Annotated in this window: 18 protein-coding genes; 14 read left to right on the forward strand and 4 right to left on the reverse strand. The window is 53.8% G+C overall.

All coding sequences use genetic code 11. The features are described 5' to 3' along the window. Positions 1 to 45: 45 nt before the first annotated feature. The 4 genes from F6R98_RS08465 to F6R98_RS08480 form a co-directional block, all read right to left on the reverse strand. A complete protein-coding gene (locus F6R98_RS08465) occupies positions 46 to 294 on the reverse strand; it encodes a hypothetical protein (RefSeq protein ID WP_153248643.1) in 249 nt (82 codons plus the stop codon). A gap of 553 nt (positions 295 to 847) precedes the next feature. Continuing rightward, the gene (locus F6R98_RS21575) at positions 848 to 1,642 is read right to left on the reverse strand and encodes an EI24 domain-containing protein (protein WP_194270191.1); all 795 of its coding nucleotides are present in this window, start codon (positions 1,640 to 1,642) and stop codon (positions 848 to 850) included. Positions 1,643 to 1,722: 80 nt separating this feature from the next. Further along, positions 1,723 to 2,556 (reverse strand): carbonate dehydratase, encoded by an 834-nt coding sequence (gene can, locus F6R98_RS08475; RefSeq protein ID WP_153248644.1) that lies wholly within the window; start codon positions 2,554 to 2,556, stop codon positions 1,723 to 1,725. Between the two features lie 158 nt (positions 2,557 to 2,714). After that, positions 2,715 to 3,035 carry a hypothetical protein gene (locus F6R98_RS08480; protein ID WP_153248645.1) on the reverse strand — a complete coding sequence of 107 codons (321 nt, stop codon included), beginning with the start codon at positions 3,033 to 3,035 and terminating at the stop codon, positions 2,715 to 2,717. Between the two features lie 199 nt (positions 3,036 to 3,234). Between F6R98_RS08480 and F6R98_RS08485 the strand changes: the two genes are divergently transcribed. The 14 genes from F6R98_RS08485 to F6R98_RS08550 all read left to right on the forward strand — a co-directional run bounded on the left by F6R98_RS08485 (position 3,235) and on the right by F6R98_RS08550 (position 19,762). Next, positions 3,235 to 3,849, forward strand: coding sequence for a response regulator (locus F6R98_RS08485; protein ID WP_153248646.1), 615 nt, complete (start codon positions 3,235 to 3,237; stop codon positions 3,847 to 3,849). Then, the gene (locus tag F6R98_RS21990) at positions 3,839 to 5,959 is read left to right on the forward strand and encodes an ATP-binding protein (protein WP_228125174.1); all 2,121 of its coding nucleotides are present in this window, start codon (positions 3,839 to 3,841) and stop codon (positions 5,957 to 5,959) included. Before F6R98_RS08485 ends, F6R98_RS21990 begins: the two co-directional genes overlap by 11 nt. A 217-nt stretch (positions 5,960 to 6,176) precedes the next feature. Then, positions 6,177 to 7,091, forward strand: a complete 915-nt coding sequence (gene pqqB / locus F6R98_RS08495) for a pyrroloquinoline quinone biosynthesis protein PqqB (protein WP_153248648.1) — start codon at positions 6,177 to 6,179, stop codon at positions 7,089 to 7,091. Positions 7,092 to 7,150: 59 nt separating this feature from the next. Continuing rightward, positions 7,151 to 7,876, forward strand: coding sequence for a pyrroloquinoline-quinone synthase PqqC (pqqC, locus tag F6R98_RS08500; RefSeq protein ID WP_153248649.1), 726 nt, complete (start codon positions 7,151 to 7,153; stop codon positions 7,874 to 7,876). Positions 7,877 to 7,889: 13 nt separating this feature from the next. Next, positions 7,890 to 8,162 carry a pyrroloquinoline quinone biosynthesis peptide chaperone PqqD gene (pqqD, locus tag F6R98_RS08505; protein WP_153248650.1) on the forward strand — a complete coding sequence of 91 codons (273 nt, stop codon included), beginning with the start codon at positions 7,890 to 7,892 and terminating at the stop codon, positions 8,160 to 8,162. After that, a complete protein-coding gene (pqqE, locus tag F6R98_RS08510; RefSeq protein ID WP_153248651.1) occupies positions 8,140 to 9,264 on the forward strand; it encodes a pyrroloquinoline quinone biosynthesis protein PqqE in 1,125 nt (374 codons plus the stop codon). The genes pqqD and pqqE overlap by 23 nt, the downstream gene beginning before the upstream one ends. 9 nt (positions 9,265 to 9,273) lie before the next feature. After that, a complete protein-coding gene (locus tag F6R98_RS08515; protein ID WP_153248652.1) occupies positions 9,274 to 9,549 on the forward strand; it encodes an FmdB family zinc ribbon protein in 276 nt (91 codons plus the stop codon). A gap of 89 nt (positions 9,550 to 9,638) precedes the next feature. Continuing rightward, complete coding sequence (gene aspS, locus F6R98_RS08520) at positions 9,639 to 11,426, forward strand: aspartate--tRNA ligase (protein ID WP_153248653.1); 1,788 nt, start codon at positions 9,639 to 9,641, stop codon at positions 11,424 to 11,426. Positions 11,427 to 11,440: 14 nt separating this feature from the next. Continuing rightward, the gene (nadA, locus tag F6R98_RS08525; RefSeq protein ID WP_153248654.1) at positions 11,441 to 12,541 is read left to right on the forward strand and encodes a quinolinate synthase NadA; all 1,101 of its coding nucleotides are present in this window, start codon (positions 11,441 to 11,443) and stop codon (positions 12,539 to 12,541) included. Between the two features lie 40 nt (positions 12,542 to 12,581). Next, positions 12,582 to 13,040, forward strand: a complete 459-nt coding sequence (gene rlmH, locus F6R98_RS08530; protein WP_320412175.1) for a 23S rRNA (pseudouridine(1915)-N(3))-methyltransferase RlmH — start codon at positions 12,582 to 12,584, stop codon at positions 13,038 to 13,040. Beyond that, entirely contained in the window at positions 13,037 to 13,627 is a 591-nt protein-coding gene (locus F6R98_RS08535) for a Maf family protein (protein WP_153248656.1), read from the forward strand. The genes rlmH and F6R98_RS08535 overlap by 4 nt, the downstream gene beginning before the upstream one ends. Further along, entirely contained in the window at positions 13,624 to 15,078 is a 1,455-nt protein-coding gene (rng, locus tag F6R98_RS08540; protein WP_153248657.1) for a ribonuclease G, read from the forward strand. The genes F6R98_RS08535 and rng overlap by 4 nt, the downstream gene beginning before the upstream one ends. Then, positions 15,078 to 18,938 carry a YhdP family protein gene (locus F6R98_RS08545; protein WP_153248658.1) on the forward strand — a complete coding sequence of 1,287 codons (3,861 nt, stop codon included), beginning with the start codon at positions 15,078 to 15,080 and terminating at the stop codon, positions 18,936 to 18,938. The genes rng and F6R98_RS08545 overlap by 1 nt, the downstream gene beginning before the upstream one ends. Before the next feature lie 2 nt (positions 18,939 to 18,940). Further along, a complete protein-coding gene (locus F6R98_RS08550) occupies positions 18,941 to 19,762 on the forward strand; it encodes a carbon-nitrogen hydrolase family protein (RefSeq protein ID WP_153248659.1) in 822 nt (273 codons plus the stop codon). Positions 19,763 to 19,782: the final 20 nt, after the last annotated feature.

Below are 19,782 nucleotides of genomic sequence, written 5' to 3' on the forward strand. Positions count from 1 at the left end.
TCGGCGCAGGCGGCTCGATATGGAACAGTAGAGTTTACCCGATGTTTATTTCTGTGGCGCAGGGTAGGGCGTTGCATGCGTTGCCGGTTCCTGTTGTTTTTCCTCGACCGGCTCTTCAGCGGACGAAAAATCCGGAGCCAGTATTGCGGCCATCCATTTCATGGCGGTTGAATCCTGTTCCGGAGGCGGGGAGCCCGGCTGATTCCAGTGCCGTTCCAGTAATTTCCCCATACGCTGATCGATAGCAGCTGTAATCGACTGATCCAACGCATCGGAAAAGACCGGTGTAGTCAAGCATGTCAACGCTATAACTCCAAAGCAATAATTAGTGTTGCGGTTGTATTTCATTGCGTGGATCCAGGTGTCAAAAATTCCGGGCTGTGGAACTATAGTTTATGCGCTGGGGGCGCGGTATGTTCGGTTCATGTCTGATCGGCTCGAAGTGTACAATCCGCCTGAAAAAAACGAGAGCCATTCAGGATGTGTGAAGCAATGCCGAATGATCGAATTTAGTGCAATATGCTCTCATATGTTTCATATTCAGGATAGCAGCATTTTCCGTGCCGTATACTCAATGACTTGTTTTATTCGCTTGTCTCTGTGTTAGCTATTGTTATATATGTAAAAATAATGGTGATGTGGATGGCCGGCCTGCGAATGAACAACCTACCTCCGCATTGGCGTACATTTGAATCCGGGTAGAGGTGGATATGAACCACCTGGTATATCCCGTCCCTATTCAACCCGTTCGTTTGCGGCGCCATCCGGGCGGGTTTTACAATGAATTATTGAATTTACCGCCGGGGAGGTTAGTAGCTGCATCAGGAATTGATTTTACACAAAGTAATTAATCTTCCTTATTCCATATTTTTTTATCATAGCCTAAAGACGTTAATGCATTCTGCTGCTGCTTGCTTAAGTTATCCCAGGAGGTGCCTTCGGATGCCGGGGTTTCAGTATCTGACCCCCAATTCCTGCCGTTCCAGCCTAAAATAACCCAAAGTTTTTTCTCTTCCGCGGACAACTCATCCCATTCAAAATTCTCCCAGAAGTTATCAGGGTCACCTTTGGGTATGCGTACGCCAGCCCTGACCTCGGTTGGGTGCGCGCCCGTTTCAGTTTGCGTTGCGGAGTTATCCGATTTCGAGGCGGGCGCCGATGCCGCCGCAGTATCCGGCACCGCGGTATCGGGAGCTGTTTTCTGGGCTGGCGCAGTTGTCTCTGCAGTATTGGGCTGATTGATATCTATCTGCTTGCCGGTAGTCTTTTCTTCTGAAATCGGGCTGGAGGTTTGCCATTGTCCCTGTTCCTTTATTAAGTCGAAATTGGCGATAATAAAAATACCTATCGTCGATGCAATGAAAAACAGGTAAGCGATGCCTGCCCATAGAACCCATTTTCTTTGCACCGCCTTGAAGTGTTCTATGCTTTCCCATTCTTTATTTCGCCATGCCCATGCATTGCCTTTCGCGCCGAGCACGAAGGGCATGATAAAGCCGACAACTGGAACAAAGGTTAGCAGCGCTATAAAAGTATTATTGCCTATGCCCCATATCCAGCTTAATAAAAACGCGCCCCAATTCCATCTATCAATTTCTGCAGGAACGGCTTTATTGTTATCCTGGCCTGACGTGTTAATCATGATGCTTTCCTGTTATTTGCCGGTAGTTATTAATTGGCGCCCGGAGTGATTGAATTATCCGTTTTTCGATGCCCGGATCTTCATCGGCTTAACTCTAGTAGGCTGCCGTTGTGTGCATAAAAAGATTGACTTCTGTTTTGCTGTATGAACGGTTTCTGACGGGCGCCGATTTCACAAGCAATATGACGATTTTGTGACAAATTTTGTCTCGATATGTAATAATTCGATCTATCATCATAACGCGCGCAAGGCTGATTGCAAGTATGGCGGGTGTATGATTTTTCGATGGACGAACGGATTACACTTTCAATATTTGCACGCTGATCCAAGGTTACACTCAGGTCCTTTATAATACCGTCGTTGATACCATAAATCCATCCGTGAACTTTCAGATTTTGACCTCGTCGCCAGGCGTGACCTACCACCGTCGTGCGGGCTATATTTCGAACCTGCTCTATTACATTAAACTCACATAGCGCTTTCCAGCGGGTATTGAAATCCAATTGATTGCTCATCCAGGCTTCGTGATGGCCGATCACATCCTGAATATGGCGCAGCCAGTTATCGACCAGTCCGTGAGCGCTGCCCTCTAGCGCAGCGCATACTCCTCCGCAGCCATAATGGCCAACAACAAGTATGTGTTCGACCTGTAGTACGTCGATAGCATACTGGATAACGGAAAGGCAATTCAGATCGCTATGGACAACCAGGTTGGCGACATTGCGATGCTCGAATATCTCGCCCGGCTTGAGACCGGTAACCTGAGTTGCAGGCACCCGGCTGTCCGAGCACCCTATCCAAAGATATTTGGGGGTTTGCATCAGGTTGGATTTTTCAAAAAAATCCGGGTCGGCGGCATAAGTTGCCGTAGCCCAGCGCCGGTTACTCTCAAGCAGGTGATTTAGGTTCGTCATGGCTGACCGGTATCCTTTTGAAAAAACCTTGTTGTGGTGTTGCGCCTTGCGTTCCCTGTAATTGACAGGAACGCGCCGGTGGTTATGAGGGTGAAAGGGGGTAACACTCCAGCGCCCGCCGTTCACCCAATTCATGCAAACTGTATTAATGGTCCGAATTAATCATGCCAGTTGGAATGCTTCTCACATATCTTGTTTACCGAAGCGCCCTTGTCCGACTCGGAGAATTTAGCCAAGCTGCCTTTAAAATCATCCGGTGTTTCATTCCACAGACACTCGCAAAAAGCTTCCGCTTTTGTCTGGCCGGCAACGGGGCTTTTATCGCTGCCGCCTTCCCATCTGTTCATGGCGTATGCTTTACAGGCGAGATACTGGGGGTCTCCGGGGGGTACGTCGTTATAGCCGCCGGCGGCCAGTGCGAAGTGTGCCGCCAACGATAGAGTCAAAGCTGAAACAAGTGCTGCAAGTATGCGATTCATAATATGTATCTCTCATTTTTAAGTAAGGTGCCATGATGGATTCATGGGGTAGTCATTCAATTGCCGCCGCGCTTCTGCTGCTCGACGGTGTGAATTATTGTATGGCTCGGCCTGTTGCTTTCATATGGTCCAAAAAGACCATTTTTTTGGTCCAAAAAGACCATATGAGAGTTCTTTCGTTGGTGGTTTAATAAGGCGCATGATTACCGCACATATTTTATTAATTGACGACCACGCCATGTTTCGTACCGGGCTAAGCCTGATACTGGGTTCGGGCTTGCCTGAGGCGCAGATAATAGAGGCTGGTTCACTGGATACGGCAATACACAACACATTAGATAATGTTGATGTGGTATTGCTGGATATTAATCTGCCCGGCCTGAACGGAATGGATGGCATTGCGTTGCTCAAACGTAAATGGCCGCGGGCGCCCATACTGATATTGTCGTCCCAGGATGATGCGGCGACCGTAAGCATGGCGCTGGTTCGCGGCGCGGCGGGTTTTATTTCGAAAGCTGCGACAGCAGAAAAGATTATCGAATCAACGCGTCTCGCCTTACGAGGCGGTTTTCCCGTGCCCTCGGCGGCAACAAGCAGGAGCTCACAGCGAAGTTTGACTCCGCGCCAATGCGAGGTGCTCGATTTGTTGAACCAGGGACTATCGAATAAACTCATCGCTCGCCAGCTTTCGCTTTCCGATAATACCGTGCGCAGGCATGTTCAGGATATCCTGGAGTTTTTTTCGGTGCAGAGCCGGGCGGAAGCGGTGTTCGAGGCGCGCCGGCGTGGATTGGTGGGCCGCAGTGAGCGCTGACTCGATCAGGCCTGTCGAAAAGCGTTACTGGCTGGAGCGGTTTCGCTTTGCAATTGGATATGCGGGCGGCGCGGTAATCCCTTTTGCCGTGCTGTTGATAGTCGGAAGCACGCTTGCCTGGGTTGCCTACGACGAATACCTGCTGACGGAAGAGACGGAATACAAGTTACTGGAAGCGCATGCGCGCAATGTCGATGTGCAGGTTGGTGATATATTGAGCAAAATCGAGCGCCTGTTGAACCGGATTGCCGATGAACGCCTGCAGCAGGGTTCACTGCAGCAGAATGCTTTCGCCGCTGTGTTCGACCGCTACCGGGACGATATTCCGGAGCTGGAGGCATTGTTGATGACCGATGCCTCCGGGATAATCAGGGCGTCCACCGATGCGGCGATTATCGGGCGGGACGTTTCCCGGGAACCCTATTATACCGTTCATTTCGATCATGGACGTCCGCCGAGGATGTTCATGTCGCGCCCCGACAAGCATCTGCTCTCTGTCACCTCAGTGGCCTTTACTTTGCCCATAGTAGGCACCAACCGTCAGTTTCTCGGTATCGTCGGCGTAACTGTCGGATTCAGATTTTTTCCCAGTGTGGTACAGGAAATCAACGCGGATGATTCGGCCAGCATGGCGGTCATCTTCAACCGCGATGGCGATTTATTGTTCCGTCGTGAAAATCAGCAGAAGTTTTTCGGCAGCAACATCGCTGCGACCAGCCGGGCGTTTCGCGAACATTTTAACGCGGGCAGGCTGGTAACCCGCCATGTTTTTCCCTCCTCTCGCGACGGAATAACCCGGCTCTATCTGGTCAGGGATGTGGGGAACAGCGGGCTTAGTCTGATTCTTACCAGGCAGCTCAACAGCGTGCTTGCAAAATGGAAGCGCAATATATTGATTTATATTGTTATATTTGCGCTCACCAGCGTGGCGGTGGTTTCATTCGCCGTTGTCGCCACGCGCCGCAAGCGAAAAATCCTGGCTGACAAGGATGTGCTCGCAGCAGCAAAGCAGCGGGCCGAAGACGCCAGTCTCGCCAAATCCAGATTTCTGGCCGCCGCCAGTCATGACTTGCGGCAGCCGATCTACGCTCAGGGCTTATTCCTCGATGTGCTTTCGCGCACGGAGTTGACCGCCCAGCAGCGCGAACTGCTTACCAGCGCATGCGCGGCCGGCAATGCCTCCGCCGAACTGCTCAGCAAGCTGCTTGATTACTCGCGTCTTGATGCGGGTGTTATTGAGCCGCAGCTGCAGACCTTCCGTTTGCAGCCTATATTGAACAAACTGGAACGTGAGTGCGAATCCCAGGCCGACGCCAAAGGTCTGATTTACCGCTCGCGCGAGACTGAACTGACGGTATACTCGGACCCGATGCTGGTGGAGCTGATTTTGCGCAATCTGATATTTAACGCGATTCGTTACACGGATCGCGGCGGGTTGCTGGTGGCCTGCCGCAAGCGCGGCGTTCAGGCCGTGCTGGAGGTATGGGATACGGGTATTGGTATCGACCGGGCGCATCAGCAGGAAATATTCCGCGAATTTCATCAGTTGGGTAATCCTGAACGGGACAGGCAGAAAGGCCTGGGGCTGGGGCTTGCGATTGCCAATGGATTGGCTCGAACATTGGGGCATGAGTTGACTCTGGCCTCCACTCCCAGGCGGGGCAGTGTGTTCCGCCTTTTTTTGCCCATAGCTTCCGGGCCGTCCGTGGATGGGCTGCATCAAACCCGGAGCCAGGCGCAATTGCTCAATGTGCGCGTGCTGGTCATAGACGACGATGAAAGCGTGCGGGTAGGGATGCTCTGTCTGCTGCGGGATTGGGGGTGCGAATGCGAAGCGGCGGAATCCATCGAAGAAGCGCTGGCGCTGGCGCGTATAAATGTCCCGGACGTGGTCGTCAGCGATTACCGTCTACGCGAGCAGCGTACCGGGCTGGAGGCTATAGCCGCCTTGCGGGCATTGCTCGGCGCTCGCCTGCCTGCGTTGCTCATTACCGGGGATACCGCACCCGATCGGCTCCGCGAAGCGCAGGCAAGCGGTATACCGCTGCTGCACAAACCGGTATCTCCCAGCCAGTTATATCGAGGACTGGCGACGATATTGCCGCATTGATGGCAGCGGTCCAGCTTGACTTGGCGGGCGGACGGTCTCTGTCCGCTATCGCTGAGCTGGAAGCCAGGGTAGACGGACTGGAAACAGACAGGCGCCAGGCCGGTGATCACCCCGATTGGACGAGGCGGTTCTGCACTTGTAGAATGAACGCAAGAACTTATGTAGTATCCTTATGACGATGCTGATTGTGCAACAAAGCTGAACCGAGGGCGGTTAAATGAAAGTCAGGGTGTTGGGCGCCGGCGCCGGCGGAGGTTTTCCCCAGTGGAACTGTAATTGTTATCAGTGCAGTCGCTTGCGGCGGGGGGAGCTGCGCGCTTCCTATCGCACCCAGTCTTCAATCACCGTCAGTAGCGATGGATATAACTGGCTGTTGTTTAACGCCTCGCCGGATATTCGTTCCCAGCTCGAAGCGTTTACGGCGATACAGCCGCGTCACGGCGTTCGAGACAGCGGAATCAAGGCCATTGTGTTGATCGACAGCCAGATCGATCATACCACCGGTCTGTTGATGTTGCGCGAATCCACCGTGCCATTGGAAGTCTATTGCTCGGACATGGTGCGCCAGGATCTGACCAGCGGCTTTCCGTTGTTCAATATGCTGGAGCATTATTGCACGGTTAATCATCATAGCGTGCCGCTGGACGGCGGCGCGTTTGAAATTCCGGGCATAGCCGATCTGCGCTTGTACTCTCATGCGTTGAAAAGCAAAGCGCCGCCTTATTCGCCGCATAGGCACGACGCTCATCCCGGCGACAACATCGGCGTCACCATCGAGCAGATTTCCAGCGGGCGCAGGTTGTATTATGCGCCCGGTCTGGGTGAAATCGAGCCTCATGTTTTTCAGACGATGAACGATGCCGATTGCTTGCTGATCGATGGGACTTTCTGGCAACATGACGAAATGTCGAAAGCCGGAATTTGCGAAAAGCTGGCGCTGGAAATGGGGCATCTGCCGCAGTCCGGCCATGGCGGCATGATCGAAACGCTGAAGGCTTTCGAAAATAACCGAAAAATATTGATTCATATCAATAACACCAATCCGATTCTGAATGAAGATTCTTCTGAAAGGAAGCAGCTCAATGCGGAGCGCATTGAAGTGGCGTACGATGGAATGGAAATAGAGTTGTGACGGGAACCCTCTCCCAACAGGATAGGGCGGTAAAAAAAATCTGAAAAGCGAGCACAGCCATGACGACAGATAGCGCTCCGTGGAGCCGGGAAGAATTCGAAGCGCAGCTGCGCGCCAAGGAAAAGTATTACCATATTTATCATCCGTATCATGAATTGATGCGCGAGGGGAAGCTGGACAGGCTGCAGATCCAGGGCTGGGTTGCCAATCGCTTTTATTACCAGATCAAGATACCGATAAAGGATGCCGCGATATTGTCCAACTGTCCGGATCGCGATACGCGCCGTCTGTGGTTGCAGCGCATACTGGATCATGACGGCTACGGCGATGATCCGGGCGGAATCGAGGCCTGGCTGCAGCTCGGCATTGCCTGCGGTCTGGAGCGCGATGCGCTGCTTTCCCTGCAGCACGTTTTGCCGGGCGTGCGTTTTGCCGTCGATGCTTATGTCAACTTTGCGCGTAACGCATCATGGCAGGAGGCGGCCTGTTCATCATTGACGGAAATGTTCGCGCCGACGATACACAAGGAGCGCCTGGCCGGCTGGCCGGAAAAATATCCGTGGATAGCCGAAGACGGGCTGAAATACTTCAGGAAACGCGTCAGCCAGGCCAGCCGTGACGTTGAACATGGCTTGGCGATTACGCTGGAACATTTCAAAACGCGCGAGCAGCAGCAGCACGCCCTCAACATCCTGCAATTCAAGCTGGATATATTGTGGAGCATGCTGGATGCGATGTGGATGGCTTATATCGAAAACAAGCCGCCCTATTTTAGTGTAGATTAGTGAACAATATTCGATGAGCATTAATCCTGAAGCCGTTATCGCCTTTTCACCTCTGCATCGTCTGCAGTGGGAGGACGCGCAGCAAAAACACGTGATTCTTTATCCTGAGGGTATGGTTGAATTGAACGCGACGGCGGCAGAAATTCTGCAGCTTTGCAACGGGCAACATACCTTACGCAACATGGTTACGATACTGGAACAGAAATTTGAAACCAGCGGTCTCGAGAATGATATCCGGGAGATGCTGGAGGCCGCATTGAAAAATGGTTGGATCAAGCAAAACTGAGATTACTCCTCCGCGCTGGCTTCTGGCCGAACTCACTTACAGTTGTCCGCTGCAATGTCCCTATTGCGCGAACCCGGTTGATTTTGCGCGACATCAAAACGAACTGGATACTGCGGACTGGAAACGCGTTTTTTCCGAAGCCAGGGCCATGGGCGCCGTGCAGCTGGGTTTGTCCGGCGGAGAGCCCTTGGCGCGGCGCGATCTGGAAGAGCTGGTTGCTTATGCCCGTCAACTGGGTTATTACACCAATCTGATTACCTCCGGCTACGGTTTGACCGAAGCGCGCATCAGCGCCTTGAAAACGGCAGGCCTGGACCATATACAGGTCAGTATCCAGTCCCCTGAAAAGGACCTGAATAATTATCTGGCCGGCACCGACTCTTACGATCAAAAAAAAGAAGTGGCGCGTCTGGTAAAAAAGCACGGTTATCCGATGGTGTTGTGCGTGGTGATCCATCGCCGGAACATTCATCAGATGCGCGCCATTATCGAAATGGCGATAGAGCTGGAAGCCGATTATCTGGAGCTTGCCAATACCCAGTATTACGGGTGGGCGCTGGTCAATCGGGACTTATTGTTGCCGACCCAGGCGCAGTTCGTCGAGGCGGAAGCCGTTGCCCAGGGCTACAAGGAAAAGCTGCAGGGCAAAATGAAAATTTATTATGTGGTGCCGGATTATTATGAGGATAGGCCCAAGGCGTGCATGAACGGATGGGGGACAACGTTTCTGACCATCGCTCCTGACGGGATGGCGTTGCCGTGCCATTCCGCGCGCGAGCTGCCCGGGTTGAACTGTCCCAGTGTGCGCGATTACAGCGTCCGCGATATTTGGGTGGAATCCGATGCATTCAACCGTTTTCGCGGTTACGAATGGATGCAGGAACCTTGCCGCTCCTGCCCGGAGAAAGCGAAAGACTTCGGAGGGTGCCGTTGTCAGGCGTACCTGATGACCGGCGACATGACGCGAACCGATCCGGCATGCAGCTTGTCGCCTGATAGAGGTAAGTTGCTGCAAGCGATTGAATCCGCTGCTTCTGCAGACGCCAAACAGGCTGCGTTGACGTTTAGAAACCCAGTAAACTCAAAAAAATTATATATATAAAGGTAAGATATGCCCATTTACGAGTACCGATGCACAGCCTGTGGCCACGAATTGGAAGTGATACAAAAAGTAAGCGACAGCCCGTTGGAGGTTTGTCCGGCCTGCGGCGCCAAGACAATGACCAAACTGGTTTCGGCGGCCGGTTTTAGATTGAAAGGCGGAGGCTGGTACGAAACCGATTTCAAGAGCGGTTCTGATAAAAAGAGGAATCTTGCCGGAGAAGCTAAAACCGATGCTCCTGCAAAAACCGAAAGCAAACCGAGCAGCGGAACACCGGCGGTTTGATGCCGTCACAACACGCCATACTTGCATACTGCGCTGTCAGAACGTAACATCCAAGGTTTTTCATTATTCTGACAGCGGTAGAAAAGCTTATGCGCAGCCACATGTGTGGAGAAATCAACGAACAGCACCTGGATCAACAGATAGAACTTTGCGGGTGGTGTCATCGCCGCCGCGATCATGGTGGTGTGATCTTTGTCGATCTGAGAGATCGCGACGGCCTGGTGCAGGTCGTGTTCGACCCCGATCAGGCTGAGGCATTCAGGCTGGCGGAAACGGTGCGTTCCGAGTTTGTGCTGCGCGTGGTCGGCAAGGTGCGCATGCGTCCTGCAGGCACTGAAAATGCGGGCTTGCCCACCGGCGCGATCGAGGTTTTTGCGACGGAAATCGAGATACTGAATAAGGCGGAAACGCCGCCGTTCCCGGTGGAGAACGACAGCGAGGTCAACGAAGAAACCCGTTTGCGCTACCGCTACATCGATTTGCGGCGGCCGGTCATGCAGCAACGCATGCGTTTGCGCCGCGACGTGACGCGCTTTCTGCGCAATTTTCTCGATGATAGCGGATTTTACGAAATCGAAACGCCGTTTCTGACCAAGGCGACGCCGGAAGGCGCGCGCGATTATCTGGTGCCGAGCCGCACGCACGAAAACTCTTTTTTTGCATTGCCGCAATCGCCGCAGCTTTACAAGCAACTGCTGATGATTTCGGGGATGGACCGCTATTATCAGGTGGTGCGATGTTTCCGCGACGAGGATTTGCGCGCCGATCGGCAACCCGAATTTACCCAGCTGGATATCGAAACATCGTTTCAGGATGAAAATCAGATCATGGGTCTGATGGAGCGCATGATACGCGAGCTGTTCGCCAATATCCTGCACGTCAAGCTGCCCGATCCGTTTCCACGCATGAACTACGCGGAAGCAATGCGGCGATTCGCTTCCGACAAGCCGGATTTGCGCATACCTTTGGAGCTGGTCGATATCGCCGATTTGCTGGCCGATGTCGAATTCAAGGTATTTGCCGGTCCGGCCAACGACCCTGATGGACGCATTGCCGCGCTTCGAGTTCCGGGCGGATGCGAGCTGTCGCGCAAGGAAATCGACGAACTGACGAATTTCGTTGCAATTTATGGCGCCAAGGGTTTAGCTTATATCAAAGTCAACGATCTGGATGCCGGGTTAACGGGTTTGCAGTCGCCGATACTCAAGTTTATTCCCGAACCGGCCATAACCGCGATACTGGCGCGTACCGGCGCCCACACCGGCGACCTCCTATTCTTCGGCGCCGATAAGTCAAGCGTGGTCAATGAGTCCCTGGGCGCGTTGCGCATCAAGCTCGGGCATGACAGAGGCCTGGTTCATGAGGGCTGGCAGCCGCTGTGGGTCACGGATTTTCCGATGTTCGAACGCGACGAAAAAAATAACCGCTGGAGCGCGCTGCATCATCCGTTTACCGCGCCGAATTGCAGCCAGGAAGAGCTGGTCGCTGCGCCCGGCAAGGCGCTGTCGCGCGCCTACGATATGGTGCTTAACGGCACGGAAATCGGCGGCGGTTCGATCCGCATTCACCGTACCGACATGCAAAGCGCGGTGTTCGAGTTGCTGGGTATTTCCGGCGAAGAAGCGCAACAGAAGTTCGGCTTCCTGTTGAATGCGTTAAAATACGGTTGTCCGCCGCACGGCGGGCTGGCGTTCGGTCTGGACCGGCTGGTAATGCTGATGGCCGGCGCAGCGTCAATTCGCGATGTGATGGCCTTTCCGAAAACGCAATCGGCGGCATGCCCGCTGGTGGATGCGCCGGCGCCGGTCACCGATGCGCAACTGCGCGAACTGGGCATACGCCTGCGTAAACCCCCGGTCGCCGAAACCGCTTCCTGACCTGAGTGAGTGCCATGACGCCACAAGTACTGCCTTTTGAAGATTTTGCGCTGCTGGACGATGCCGAGTGCGAAGCGATTATCCGTCAATCGCGCGAGCGGCTGGGAGCGCGTTGCGTGGTGCTGGGGCATCATTACCAGCGCGACGAAGTTTTCAAGCATGCCGATTTTACCGGGGATTCGCTGAAGCTATCGCGAATGGCCGCCGACTCGACCGCGCAGTACATCGTTTTCTGCGGCGTGCATTTCATGGCCGAAGTGGCGGACATCCTGTCGCGCCCGGAACAGATTGCGATACTTCCCGATCTCGCCGCCGGCTGCTCCATGGCGGACATGGCCAATCTTGCCGACGTGGACAGATGCTGGCGGGAATTGTCGCAGGTGCTCGGCGATGCCGACGCCAGGGTAACCCCGGTTACCTATATCAATTCCGCGGCGGATCTGAAAGCCTTCTGCGGCAGGCATGAGGGCACAGTCTGTACTTCGAGCAACGCGCAAAAAATTCTGGCATGGAGTTTTGCGCGCCGCGAAAAGGTTTTGTTTTTCCCTGATCAGCATCTGGGTAGAAATACCGGATATCGCATGGACATCCCGCTGGAGGACATGCCGGTATGGGATTACGGCCGGCCCAACGGCGGCTTGAGCGACGATGAAATTCGCCGCGCCAAAATCATTCTGTGGAAAGGCTATTGTTCCGTGCATCAGATGTTTCAGCCGCAACACATCGATCGATTCAAGGCCGAGCACCCTGAAACTCTGGTCATTGCGCATCCCGAGGCCAGTTTTGAAGTATGTCAAAAGGCTGATTACATCGGCTCCACCGAGTATATCCTCAATACGGTTCGCGCCGCGCCTCCGAACACGCGCTGGCTGGTTGCTACCGAGTTGAATCTGGTAAACCGGTTGCGCGAGGAAGTCCGGGCGCAGGGAAAAGACGTTCATTTCATGTCGCCGACGGTATGCATGTGTTCGACCATGTTCCGTACCGACCCGCAGCATTTGGCGTGGATACTGGCCAATCTCGCGCAAGGCGCGGTGGTCAACCGTATTCATGTGTCCGACAGCGATGCCGATGCCGCCAGATATGCGTTGAACAATATGCTGTCGCTGAATTGATCCGGACAAGAAAGCGTTAGCCAGACCCATGCTGATACAGATGGTTTCCGTCGGAAATCGTATGCCCGCCTGGGTAAGCGCCGGTTTTGAAGAATACGCGCGCAGATTGCCTAATGAGTGCGGTCTGAAATTACGCGAGATTGTTCCGGGACAGCGAACCCGTAACGCCGATGTCGCGCGTATTGTAGAGGATGAAGGTACGCGTATGCTGCAGGCAATACCGTTCGATCATCATGTGGTCGCGCTGGACTTGGGCGGAAAGGAATGGGATACCGCGCAGTTTTCCGGCGTGCTGTCGCGCTGGCTGCAGGATGGCCGGGACGTGTCCCTGCTGATCGGAGGCCCCGAAGGTCTTTCCTCTTCGTGCCGGCAAAGAGCAAAGGAATCGTGGCGTCTTTCGGCGCTGACTTTTCCTCATCCGATGGTCAGGGTCATCGTGGCCGAACAACTTTATCGGGCCTGGAGCCTGTTGCATAATCACCCCTATCACCGGCCATGAGCTTCCCACCCGTTCTAATCCTGGCGTCTACTTCGCCGCGCCGTAAAGCCTTGCTGGAGCAAATCGGCGTGCGTCATGTGGTATGCCCGGTTGCGATAGATGAAACCCCCTGTCCGAACGAAATCGCGAGCGTCTACGTGCAGCGCATGGCGGCCGATAAAGCCAAGGCGGCCCATATGCCGGAGCTGATGCACGTACCGGTATTGGCGGCGGATACTGCCGTGATTCTGAATGGTAATATCCTTGGCAAACCCCGCGATTACGATGAAGCCTGTACGATGCTGCAGGCGTTGTCCGGCTGCAAGCACCTGGTAATGACTGCTATAATGCTGCGTGCGCAAGATTGGCAGCGGCAGGCATTATCTTGTACGGAAATTACCTTCAACAGGCTGACTTCAAAAGAAATAGAGGCTTATTGCCGAACCGATGAGCCCTACGACAAGGCCGGCGGATACGGCATTCAGGGGATGGCTGCGGCGTTTGTGAGCTCTATTTCAGGCAGCTATAGCGGCGTTGTCGGCCTGCCGTTATTCGAAACGGCGCAATTGTTGACCCGGGCCGGCGTGCGCTGGGGCCTCGCTACATGAGCGACGAAATCCTGATTAACATCACGCCGCCGGAAACCAGGGTAGCCTTTGTTGAAAACGGAGTTTTACAGGAAGTTTTGATAGAGCGCAGCAGAAAGCGCGGTCTGGTCGGCAATATCTATAAGGGGCGCGTATGCCGGGTATTGCCCGGCATGCAGGCGGTTTTTGTTGAAATAGGGTTGGAGCGCACCGCGTTTCTGCATGTTTCCGATTTGAATCCTGCAGATCGAGTGAAAGCCGTCGGCGATGAAATCGAACGCGTGTTTCATGAGTCGCAGGAAATCGTCGTACAGGTGCTGAAAGATCCGATAGGAAGCAAAGGGGCCAGACTGACTACCGATATAGCAATCCCTTCGGTGTACCAGGTGTATATGCCGTTTGCAAAAGTTAACGGCATTTCTCAGCGGATCGAGTGCGAAAAGGAGCGCGCAAGGTTAAGAGCCTGTATCGAGGCGTTTCAGAAAGATCACGCCACTGGCGGATTTATAGCCAGAACAGCCGCAGAGGGAGTGGACGAAGCGGTTTTGCGCGGAGACATGCTGTTTTTGCAGAAAATTTGGCACTCCATTGCGCAGCATATCAAAACAGCGCGGGTAAAAACCTTGCTGCATGAGGATTTACCGTTGGCCATGCGCGTATTACGCGACCTGAAACGATCACGGGTTGAAAAAATCAGGGTGGATTCCCGCGAGACTTATATGCACATGCGCAAGTTTGCGCGCGAGTTTGTGCCTGAAACCAGCGAACTGATCGAGCACTATGCCGGAGAGCGGCCCTTGTTCGATTTGTACAAGGTGGAGGAGGAGATTCAGCTCGCGATCGAGCGCAAGGTATCGCTGAAGTCGGGCGGTTACCTGATTATCGACCAGACCGAGGCCATGACCACGATCGACGTCAATACCGGCGCGTTTGTCGGCGGCAGAAATCTCGAAGAAACCATATTTAAAACCAACCTGGAGGCTGCCCAGGCCATAGCGCATCAACTCCGCCTCAGAAATCTCGGCGGCATTATCATTATCGATTTTATCGATATGCTGGATTCCGGACACAAAGAGCTGGTGTTGAATGCGCTCGGTAAATCTCTGGAAAAAGATCATGCCAAAAATACCATCAGCGGGGTATCAATGCTGGGACTGGTTGAAATGACCCGTAAACGCACGCGCGAAAGCCTCGAACACGTATTGTGCGAGCCCTGTCCCAGTTGCGCCGGCCGTGGCGTATTAAAAACCGCAGAAACCGTATGCCTCGAAATTTTCAGGGAAATTATTCGCGAGGTCAGGCTTTACAATGTTCAGAATCTTCTGGTGCTGGCATCCAATGAAGTGGTTGAGCGCCTGCTCAGCGAAGAAGCCGACACCCTTTCCGCGTTGCAGGCTTTTCTCGGCGTACACGTGAAGTTCCGCGCCGAGAGTCAATATAACCAGGAGCAATATGATGTGGTATTGCTTTGATGCGTGAGTTGAAGTTTTCCGCAGCATGGCGATTTTTGGCCTATCTGCTTGTTGCCGTGCTGGTGTCCGGCGCCATGCTGTTGACAGCGGCAAGACTTTGGTTGTTGCCGCATATCCAAACCTACAAGCCTGAAATAGAAGCCCGACTGTCCTCAATGATACAGGAGACCTTGCAGGTTGGGGATGTATCGGCCGCCTTACACGGACTTGATCTGCGTCTGATGCTGCGGGATTGTAGCTGGATGCGCGAGGACGGCCTGCCTTCGGCTTACGATGCGCGCAGGGTAGCGGTGACGGTTGATGTGATTGCTTCCCTGTTTGCGCTGCGCCCCATCATCGGAGAGGTAGAAATCGAGGGTGTCCGGCTCATCGTACATACCCTCGCCGACGGCAGTATAGGCGTGCTGGGTATTTCGGCGAAATCGGAATCGCCTGCCTGGCTATCCACGATAAAAAATTTACGCCTGCGCGATGTAACGCTGGGTTGGCAGAACGATCAGGCGGAAATACCTCAGTATCAGGCATTTGGCAAGGCCGATATCGAGTTCCATAAGTTGGGCGATCTGCAGCATCGACTCGCGCTGAAGTTGGACCCCGACGAGAGCATAGGCGATTCGCTCTATTTTACTACCCAGGTGCGGGGCGAATTGTTTACTCCTGCAAGCTGGCAAGGCCGTTTTTATCTGGAAGGTGTCGGAATAAAGCCGGATTTGTGGCGTAATGCGCATGTGCCGTTCAATTTGCAGGCGGGCGTGGCCGATCTCCGTTTATGGGGCGATTTTAATCGGAATAAGCTGCAATATCTGGCCGGACAGCTCGCCTTGCAGCATCCTGAGCTGAGTTACGCGGACGATAAGCTGCGATTAGGGCGGCTTGGCGCCATTTTTAATTGGCATCAGCTTCGGGACTCGTCGGAGCTTATTGTTAAAAGACTGGCATTTGCGCCGCCTGATAAACCCGATAGCAATAATCGCTTGAGTATGCGTATGGCTATCGATGCGCAGGGAAATATTTCGCAGCTGGGCGCCGTGGCCGAGAATCTGCAGCTGGATGAAGTCAATGCCTTGACAAAAGCGGTTTCCTCAATGGATCAGCACAGCAGGTCGGTTTTGACTGCGCTATCTCCGGTCGGGCGCATTCATGATGTCAGGATGTTTTACGATGTTTCCAGTACCGCCTGGGCGGTTTGTGGAAGTTTTAGCGATATTGGTTTTAACTCATCAGGCAAGATTCCCGGTATCAGCGACCTGAGCGGACGGCTATGCGGAGACAACGAGCGCGGGACTTTGAATCTCGCCATAGAGGACGGGCGGGTTTTTGGTGATGAACTCTGGTCTAAGCCGCTGGCTGTCAAGGAGTTCAGTGCGCAAGTCGATTGGCTGAAAAACCAGCGGGAATTGATACTAAGCGGGCGCGATCTGGCATTCCGGCACAGGGAAAGCAAAGTACGGTTCGGTTTCGATTATATTGCTCCGTCTGATGCGGCGCAGCTTCCCGTTCTCAACCTGCTGGGGCAGGGTGATGGTTTTCGCGCGGAACACATAGCGGAGCTTCTTCCGCTGTTCGCCATGGATAAAAATGCCGCGCAATGGCTGAACGGCGCGTTCGTATCGGGCCAGCTTAGCGATCTCAGGTTTCTATTTCGCGGGGCGGTTGAACAGTTTCCTTTCGACGGCGCCGAAGGCATCTTTGAGACTTCACTCAAGGCTTCCGGTCTGCAACTGCATTACGATCCGCACTGGCCTGATCTGCACAATGTTCAGGGCTGGCTGCTGCTCAAAAATGCCGGGTATTTTGCCGAAATAGAACAAGGTACGGTAGAAGGTTTTCCGCTGACGCCTGTGCGGGTTGCCGCGCCTGAATACCTGCATCATCCCTGGGTTTATGTAGAGGGCGGTTTCGGCGGAAATCTGTCCGCCATACTGGCCGCATTGGAGCGTACGCCGGAAAAGCAGCTGGTCGATCGCCTGAACTGGTTCGGCCATCCTGCCGGACGCGCGGATTTCGACCTGAAATTACGTTTACCGTTGGATGTCGGCATAGGCGATGGCGAAGTGAATGGCCGGCTTAGCTTGAACGACGCGCATATGGATATTGATCTGAATGGCGCGTCCAGAGGCCGGTTGAGCCGGTTGACCGGTGAAATCCACTTTTCAGGAAACGATATTACGGCGCAGGCCGTCAAGGGACAATTATTCGGCGGCCCGTTAAGCATCGGTCTGGAGCATGAAGCCGGGCGAGTAATGTTGACGGCGCAAGGACGCTTGCAGGCTGCAGAATTGGGCAAATATTTCCCGCATGCGCTGTGGTCGCATGTCAGCGGCGAGACGCCATATACACTGGACTTATCCTTTCCTGCCGCCATTGACGCTCCCGGCGCAGCCGACGATATCCGGGTAAAGGTGCTTAGCGATCTGGTGGGCATAGAGTCGCGCCTGCCCATGCCTTTCGCTAAAAGCAGGCTGGGTGCACAGGCGTTGGCTATTGAGTGGGACAAGCTGGCGGATACACGCAGTTTGATGAATGTATTCTGGGGACAAGACAAGAAAGCAAGGTTTTATTTTGCCGATGAGCTGCAAGGGTTTGATATTTCACTAGGCGCTGCGCCGCTGCCGGCAATATCCGAACATCCGCTGCGGAGATTCCGTGCCGACTTCACTGAGTTTAATATGACGCCATGGAGCGAATTCCTGCATGGTGGCAATATTGCCGGTGGCGGCGGCTTGATGGACAATTTACCGGATAATATTCATATCAGACTGCAGAAGCTGGAATGGCAAGGGAAGGCGTACGGTCCGCTGCTGATTGATGCCGATCGCAAGGGAAATTATTGGTCGGGAGCGCTGGATACGCTGTATGGCGCAGGCCGCTTCGATTATACGCACGACAGTTTGGGCGCCGGAGCATTAAATCTTGATCTGGACAGGATAACTCTCCCGTCCGGGGCGGGGATTTCGAATGACCCCATGGACCCTAGCCTGCTGCCGTCTATCAAAGCGCACAGCCGTTCGGTCGACTGGCAGGGACACGATCTGGGCGTATTGACATTGGAGGCCGAGCACTGGATGCACGGCTTGAACGTCAGCCGCTTCAAACTGCTTTCCCCTTATTCCGTCATCCAGATGCGCGGCAGTTGGATGAAGCAAGGTTCAGGCAGCGAAACCCGTTTTTCCGGCACGCTAAACGCTGACAACCTGGGGAGCGTGATAGAAAATCTCGGTTTTACCAAGGAGGTTCGCGATACGCCGACGAAAAGCACGTTTTCGCTGGCCTGGACGGGGGGACCGCATCAGTTTACTCCGGCAACGCTGGTCGGCGATATGAGCTTTTCATTGGGACGGGGCAGTCTGCTGAATATCGATCCGGGTTTGGGCCGCGCAGCTATATTGTTGAATCTGGATACGTTGAGACGTTTACTACTGTTCGACTTTAAGGATTTGTTCGGACAAGGGCTTACCTACGACAGCATACGCGGTAAATATCGCTTCGAACACGGTCAGGCGGTAACGCAGAAACTGTTGATCGATGCTGTGGTGGCGGAAATCGCGATCAGCGGCAGGGTAGGGCTGGTAGCGCGCGATTTCGATCAGCGAGTGGATGTCATGCCGCATGCATTGGCCGCCCTGCCTTTTGCCGGCGCTTTGGTGCCCGGCGTGGTGGTGGGAACGGCTGTGAATATGGCGGAATTTCTGGCAGGAAAGGATGAGGCGAGTTTGACCAGCAATCATTATGTAATCAAGGGGAGCTGGGATAACCCCAAGGTTTACCGGGCGGAGGGCAGTTTGCCGATCGATATGCTGGGTAGAGCATGGAGCGATTTGAAAGAAGTTTCTGGTTTTGGAAAACAGGAAGAAAAATAAAGATGAAAAAATTTAGCTGCGCCTCGATACAAATGATTTCTTCGGATGATGTGAATGCAAATTTGAGAGAAGCGGGAGAACTGATAGAAAAAGCCGCGCATGGCGGTGCTTCGCTGGTGGTTTTGCCGGAGAATTTTGCGTTGATGGGCGAAACGGAAAGCGCAAAGCTGGCAATAGCCGAGCCGGAGGGACAGGGGCCGATTCAGGCGTTTCTGGCGAAAACGGCAAAAGATACCGGTGTATGGATAGTCGGAGGCACCGTACCCTTACAAGCGGAACACGGCAAGGTCTATGCTTCTTCTCTGGTGATCGACAATCAGGGCAAGCAGGTGGCGCGCTACGATAAAATTCATCTTTTCGACGTGGATGTTCCTGGCACCAACGAGCAGTATCGGGAGTCCAATACTATAGCGGCAGGCGACAATCCCCTGGTTGTTTCGACGCCTTTCGGAATGCTCGGCGTTGTAATTTGCTATGATTTGCGCTTTCCCGAGCTGTTTCGTTCCATGTCGCGCAATGGCCTGGATCTGTTGGCGATACCGTCCGCTTTTACCGCGAAGACCGGGCATGCGCATTGGGATGTATTGATACGGGCGCGCTCCATTGAAAACCTGTGCTATACGATAGCCTCCAACCAAGGCGGGCGGCATGGCAATGGCCGCGAAACTTACGGACATAGCATGGTCGTAGATCCGTGGGGCAATGTCTTGAACAGCCTGGGGCAAGGCGCCGGCGTCGTACTGGGCGAAATTGATACCGATCAGACCCGGCGTACGCGTGATGCATTCCCGGTATTGCAGCACAGACGATTAGTGAACTGCTGATAGCGAATCAACCATTAAAA

Source organism: Candidatus Methylospira mobilis (assembly GCF_009498235.1).
GTDB lineage: Bacteria > Pseudomonadota > Gammaproteobacteria > Methylococcales > Methylococcaceae > Methylospira > Methylospira mobilis.

Bases quoted from the DNA above. Each gene is read 5' to 3' on its own strand.
- F6R98_RS21575 (WP_194270191.1), bottom strand. From the start codon at position 1,642: ATGATTAACACGTCAGGCCAGGATAACAATAAAGCCGTTCCTGCAGAA.
- can (WP_153248644.1), bottom strand. From the start codon at position 2,556: ATGACGAACCTAAATCACCTGCTTGAGAGTAACCGGCGCTGGGCTACG.
- F6R98_RS08480 (WP_153248645.1), bottom strand. From the start codon at position 3,035: ATGAATCGCATACTTGCAGCACTTGTTTCAGCTTTGACTCTATCGTTG.
- F6R98_RS08485 (WP_153248646.1), top strand. From the start codon at position 3,235: ATGATTACCGCACATATTTTATTAATTGACGACCACGCCATGTTTCGT.
- pqqB (WP_153248648.1), top strand. From the start codon at position 6,177: ATGAAAGTCAGGGTGTTGGGCGCCGGCGCCGGCGGAGGTTTTCCCCAG.
- pqqC (WP_153248649.1), top strand. From the start codon at position 7,151: ATGACGACAGATAGCGCTCCGTGGAGCCGGGAAGAATTCGAAGCGCAG.
- pqqD (WP_153248650.1), top strand. From the start codon at position 7,890: ATGAGCATTAATCCTGAAGCCGTTATCGCCTTTTCACCTCTGCATCGT.
- pqqE (WP_153248651.1), top strand. From the start codon at position 8,140: ATGGTTGGATCAAGCAAAACTGAGATTACTCCTCCGCGCTGGCTTCTG.
- F6R98_RS08515 (WP_153248652.1), top strand. From the start codon at position 9,274: ATGCCCATTTACGAGTACCGATGCACAGCCTGTGGCCACGAATTGGAA.
- aspS (WP_153248653.1), top strand. From the start codon at position 9,639: ATGCGCAGCCACATGTGTGGAGAAATCAACGAACAGCACCTGGATCAA.
- nadA (WP_153248654.1), top strand. From the start codon at position 11,441: ATGACGCCACAAGTACTGCCTTTTGAAGATTTTGCGCTGCTGGACGAT.
- rlmH (WP_320412175.1), top strand. From the start codon at position 12,582: ATGGTTTCCGTCGGAAATCGTATGCCCGCCTGGGTAAGCGCCGGTTTT.
- F6R98_RS08535 (WP_153248656.1), top strand. From the start codon at position 13,037: ATGAGCTTCCCACCCGTTCTAATCCTGGCGTCTACTTCGCCGCGCCGT.
- rng (WP_153248657.1), top strand. From the start codon at position 13,624: ATGAGCGACGAAATCCTGATTAACATCACGCCGCCGGAAACCAGGGTA.
- F6R98_RS08545 (WP_153248658.1), top strand. From the start codon at position 15,078: ATGCGTGAGTTGAAGTTTTCCGCAGCATGGCGATTTTTGGCCTATCTG.
- F6R98_RS08550 (WP_153248659.1), top strand. From the start codon at position 18,941: ATGAAAAAATTTAGCTGCGCCTCGATACAAATGATTTCTTCGGATGAT.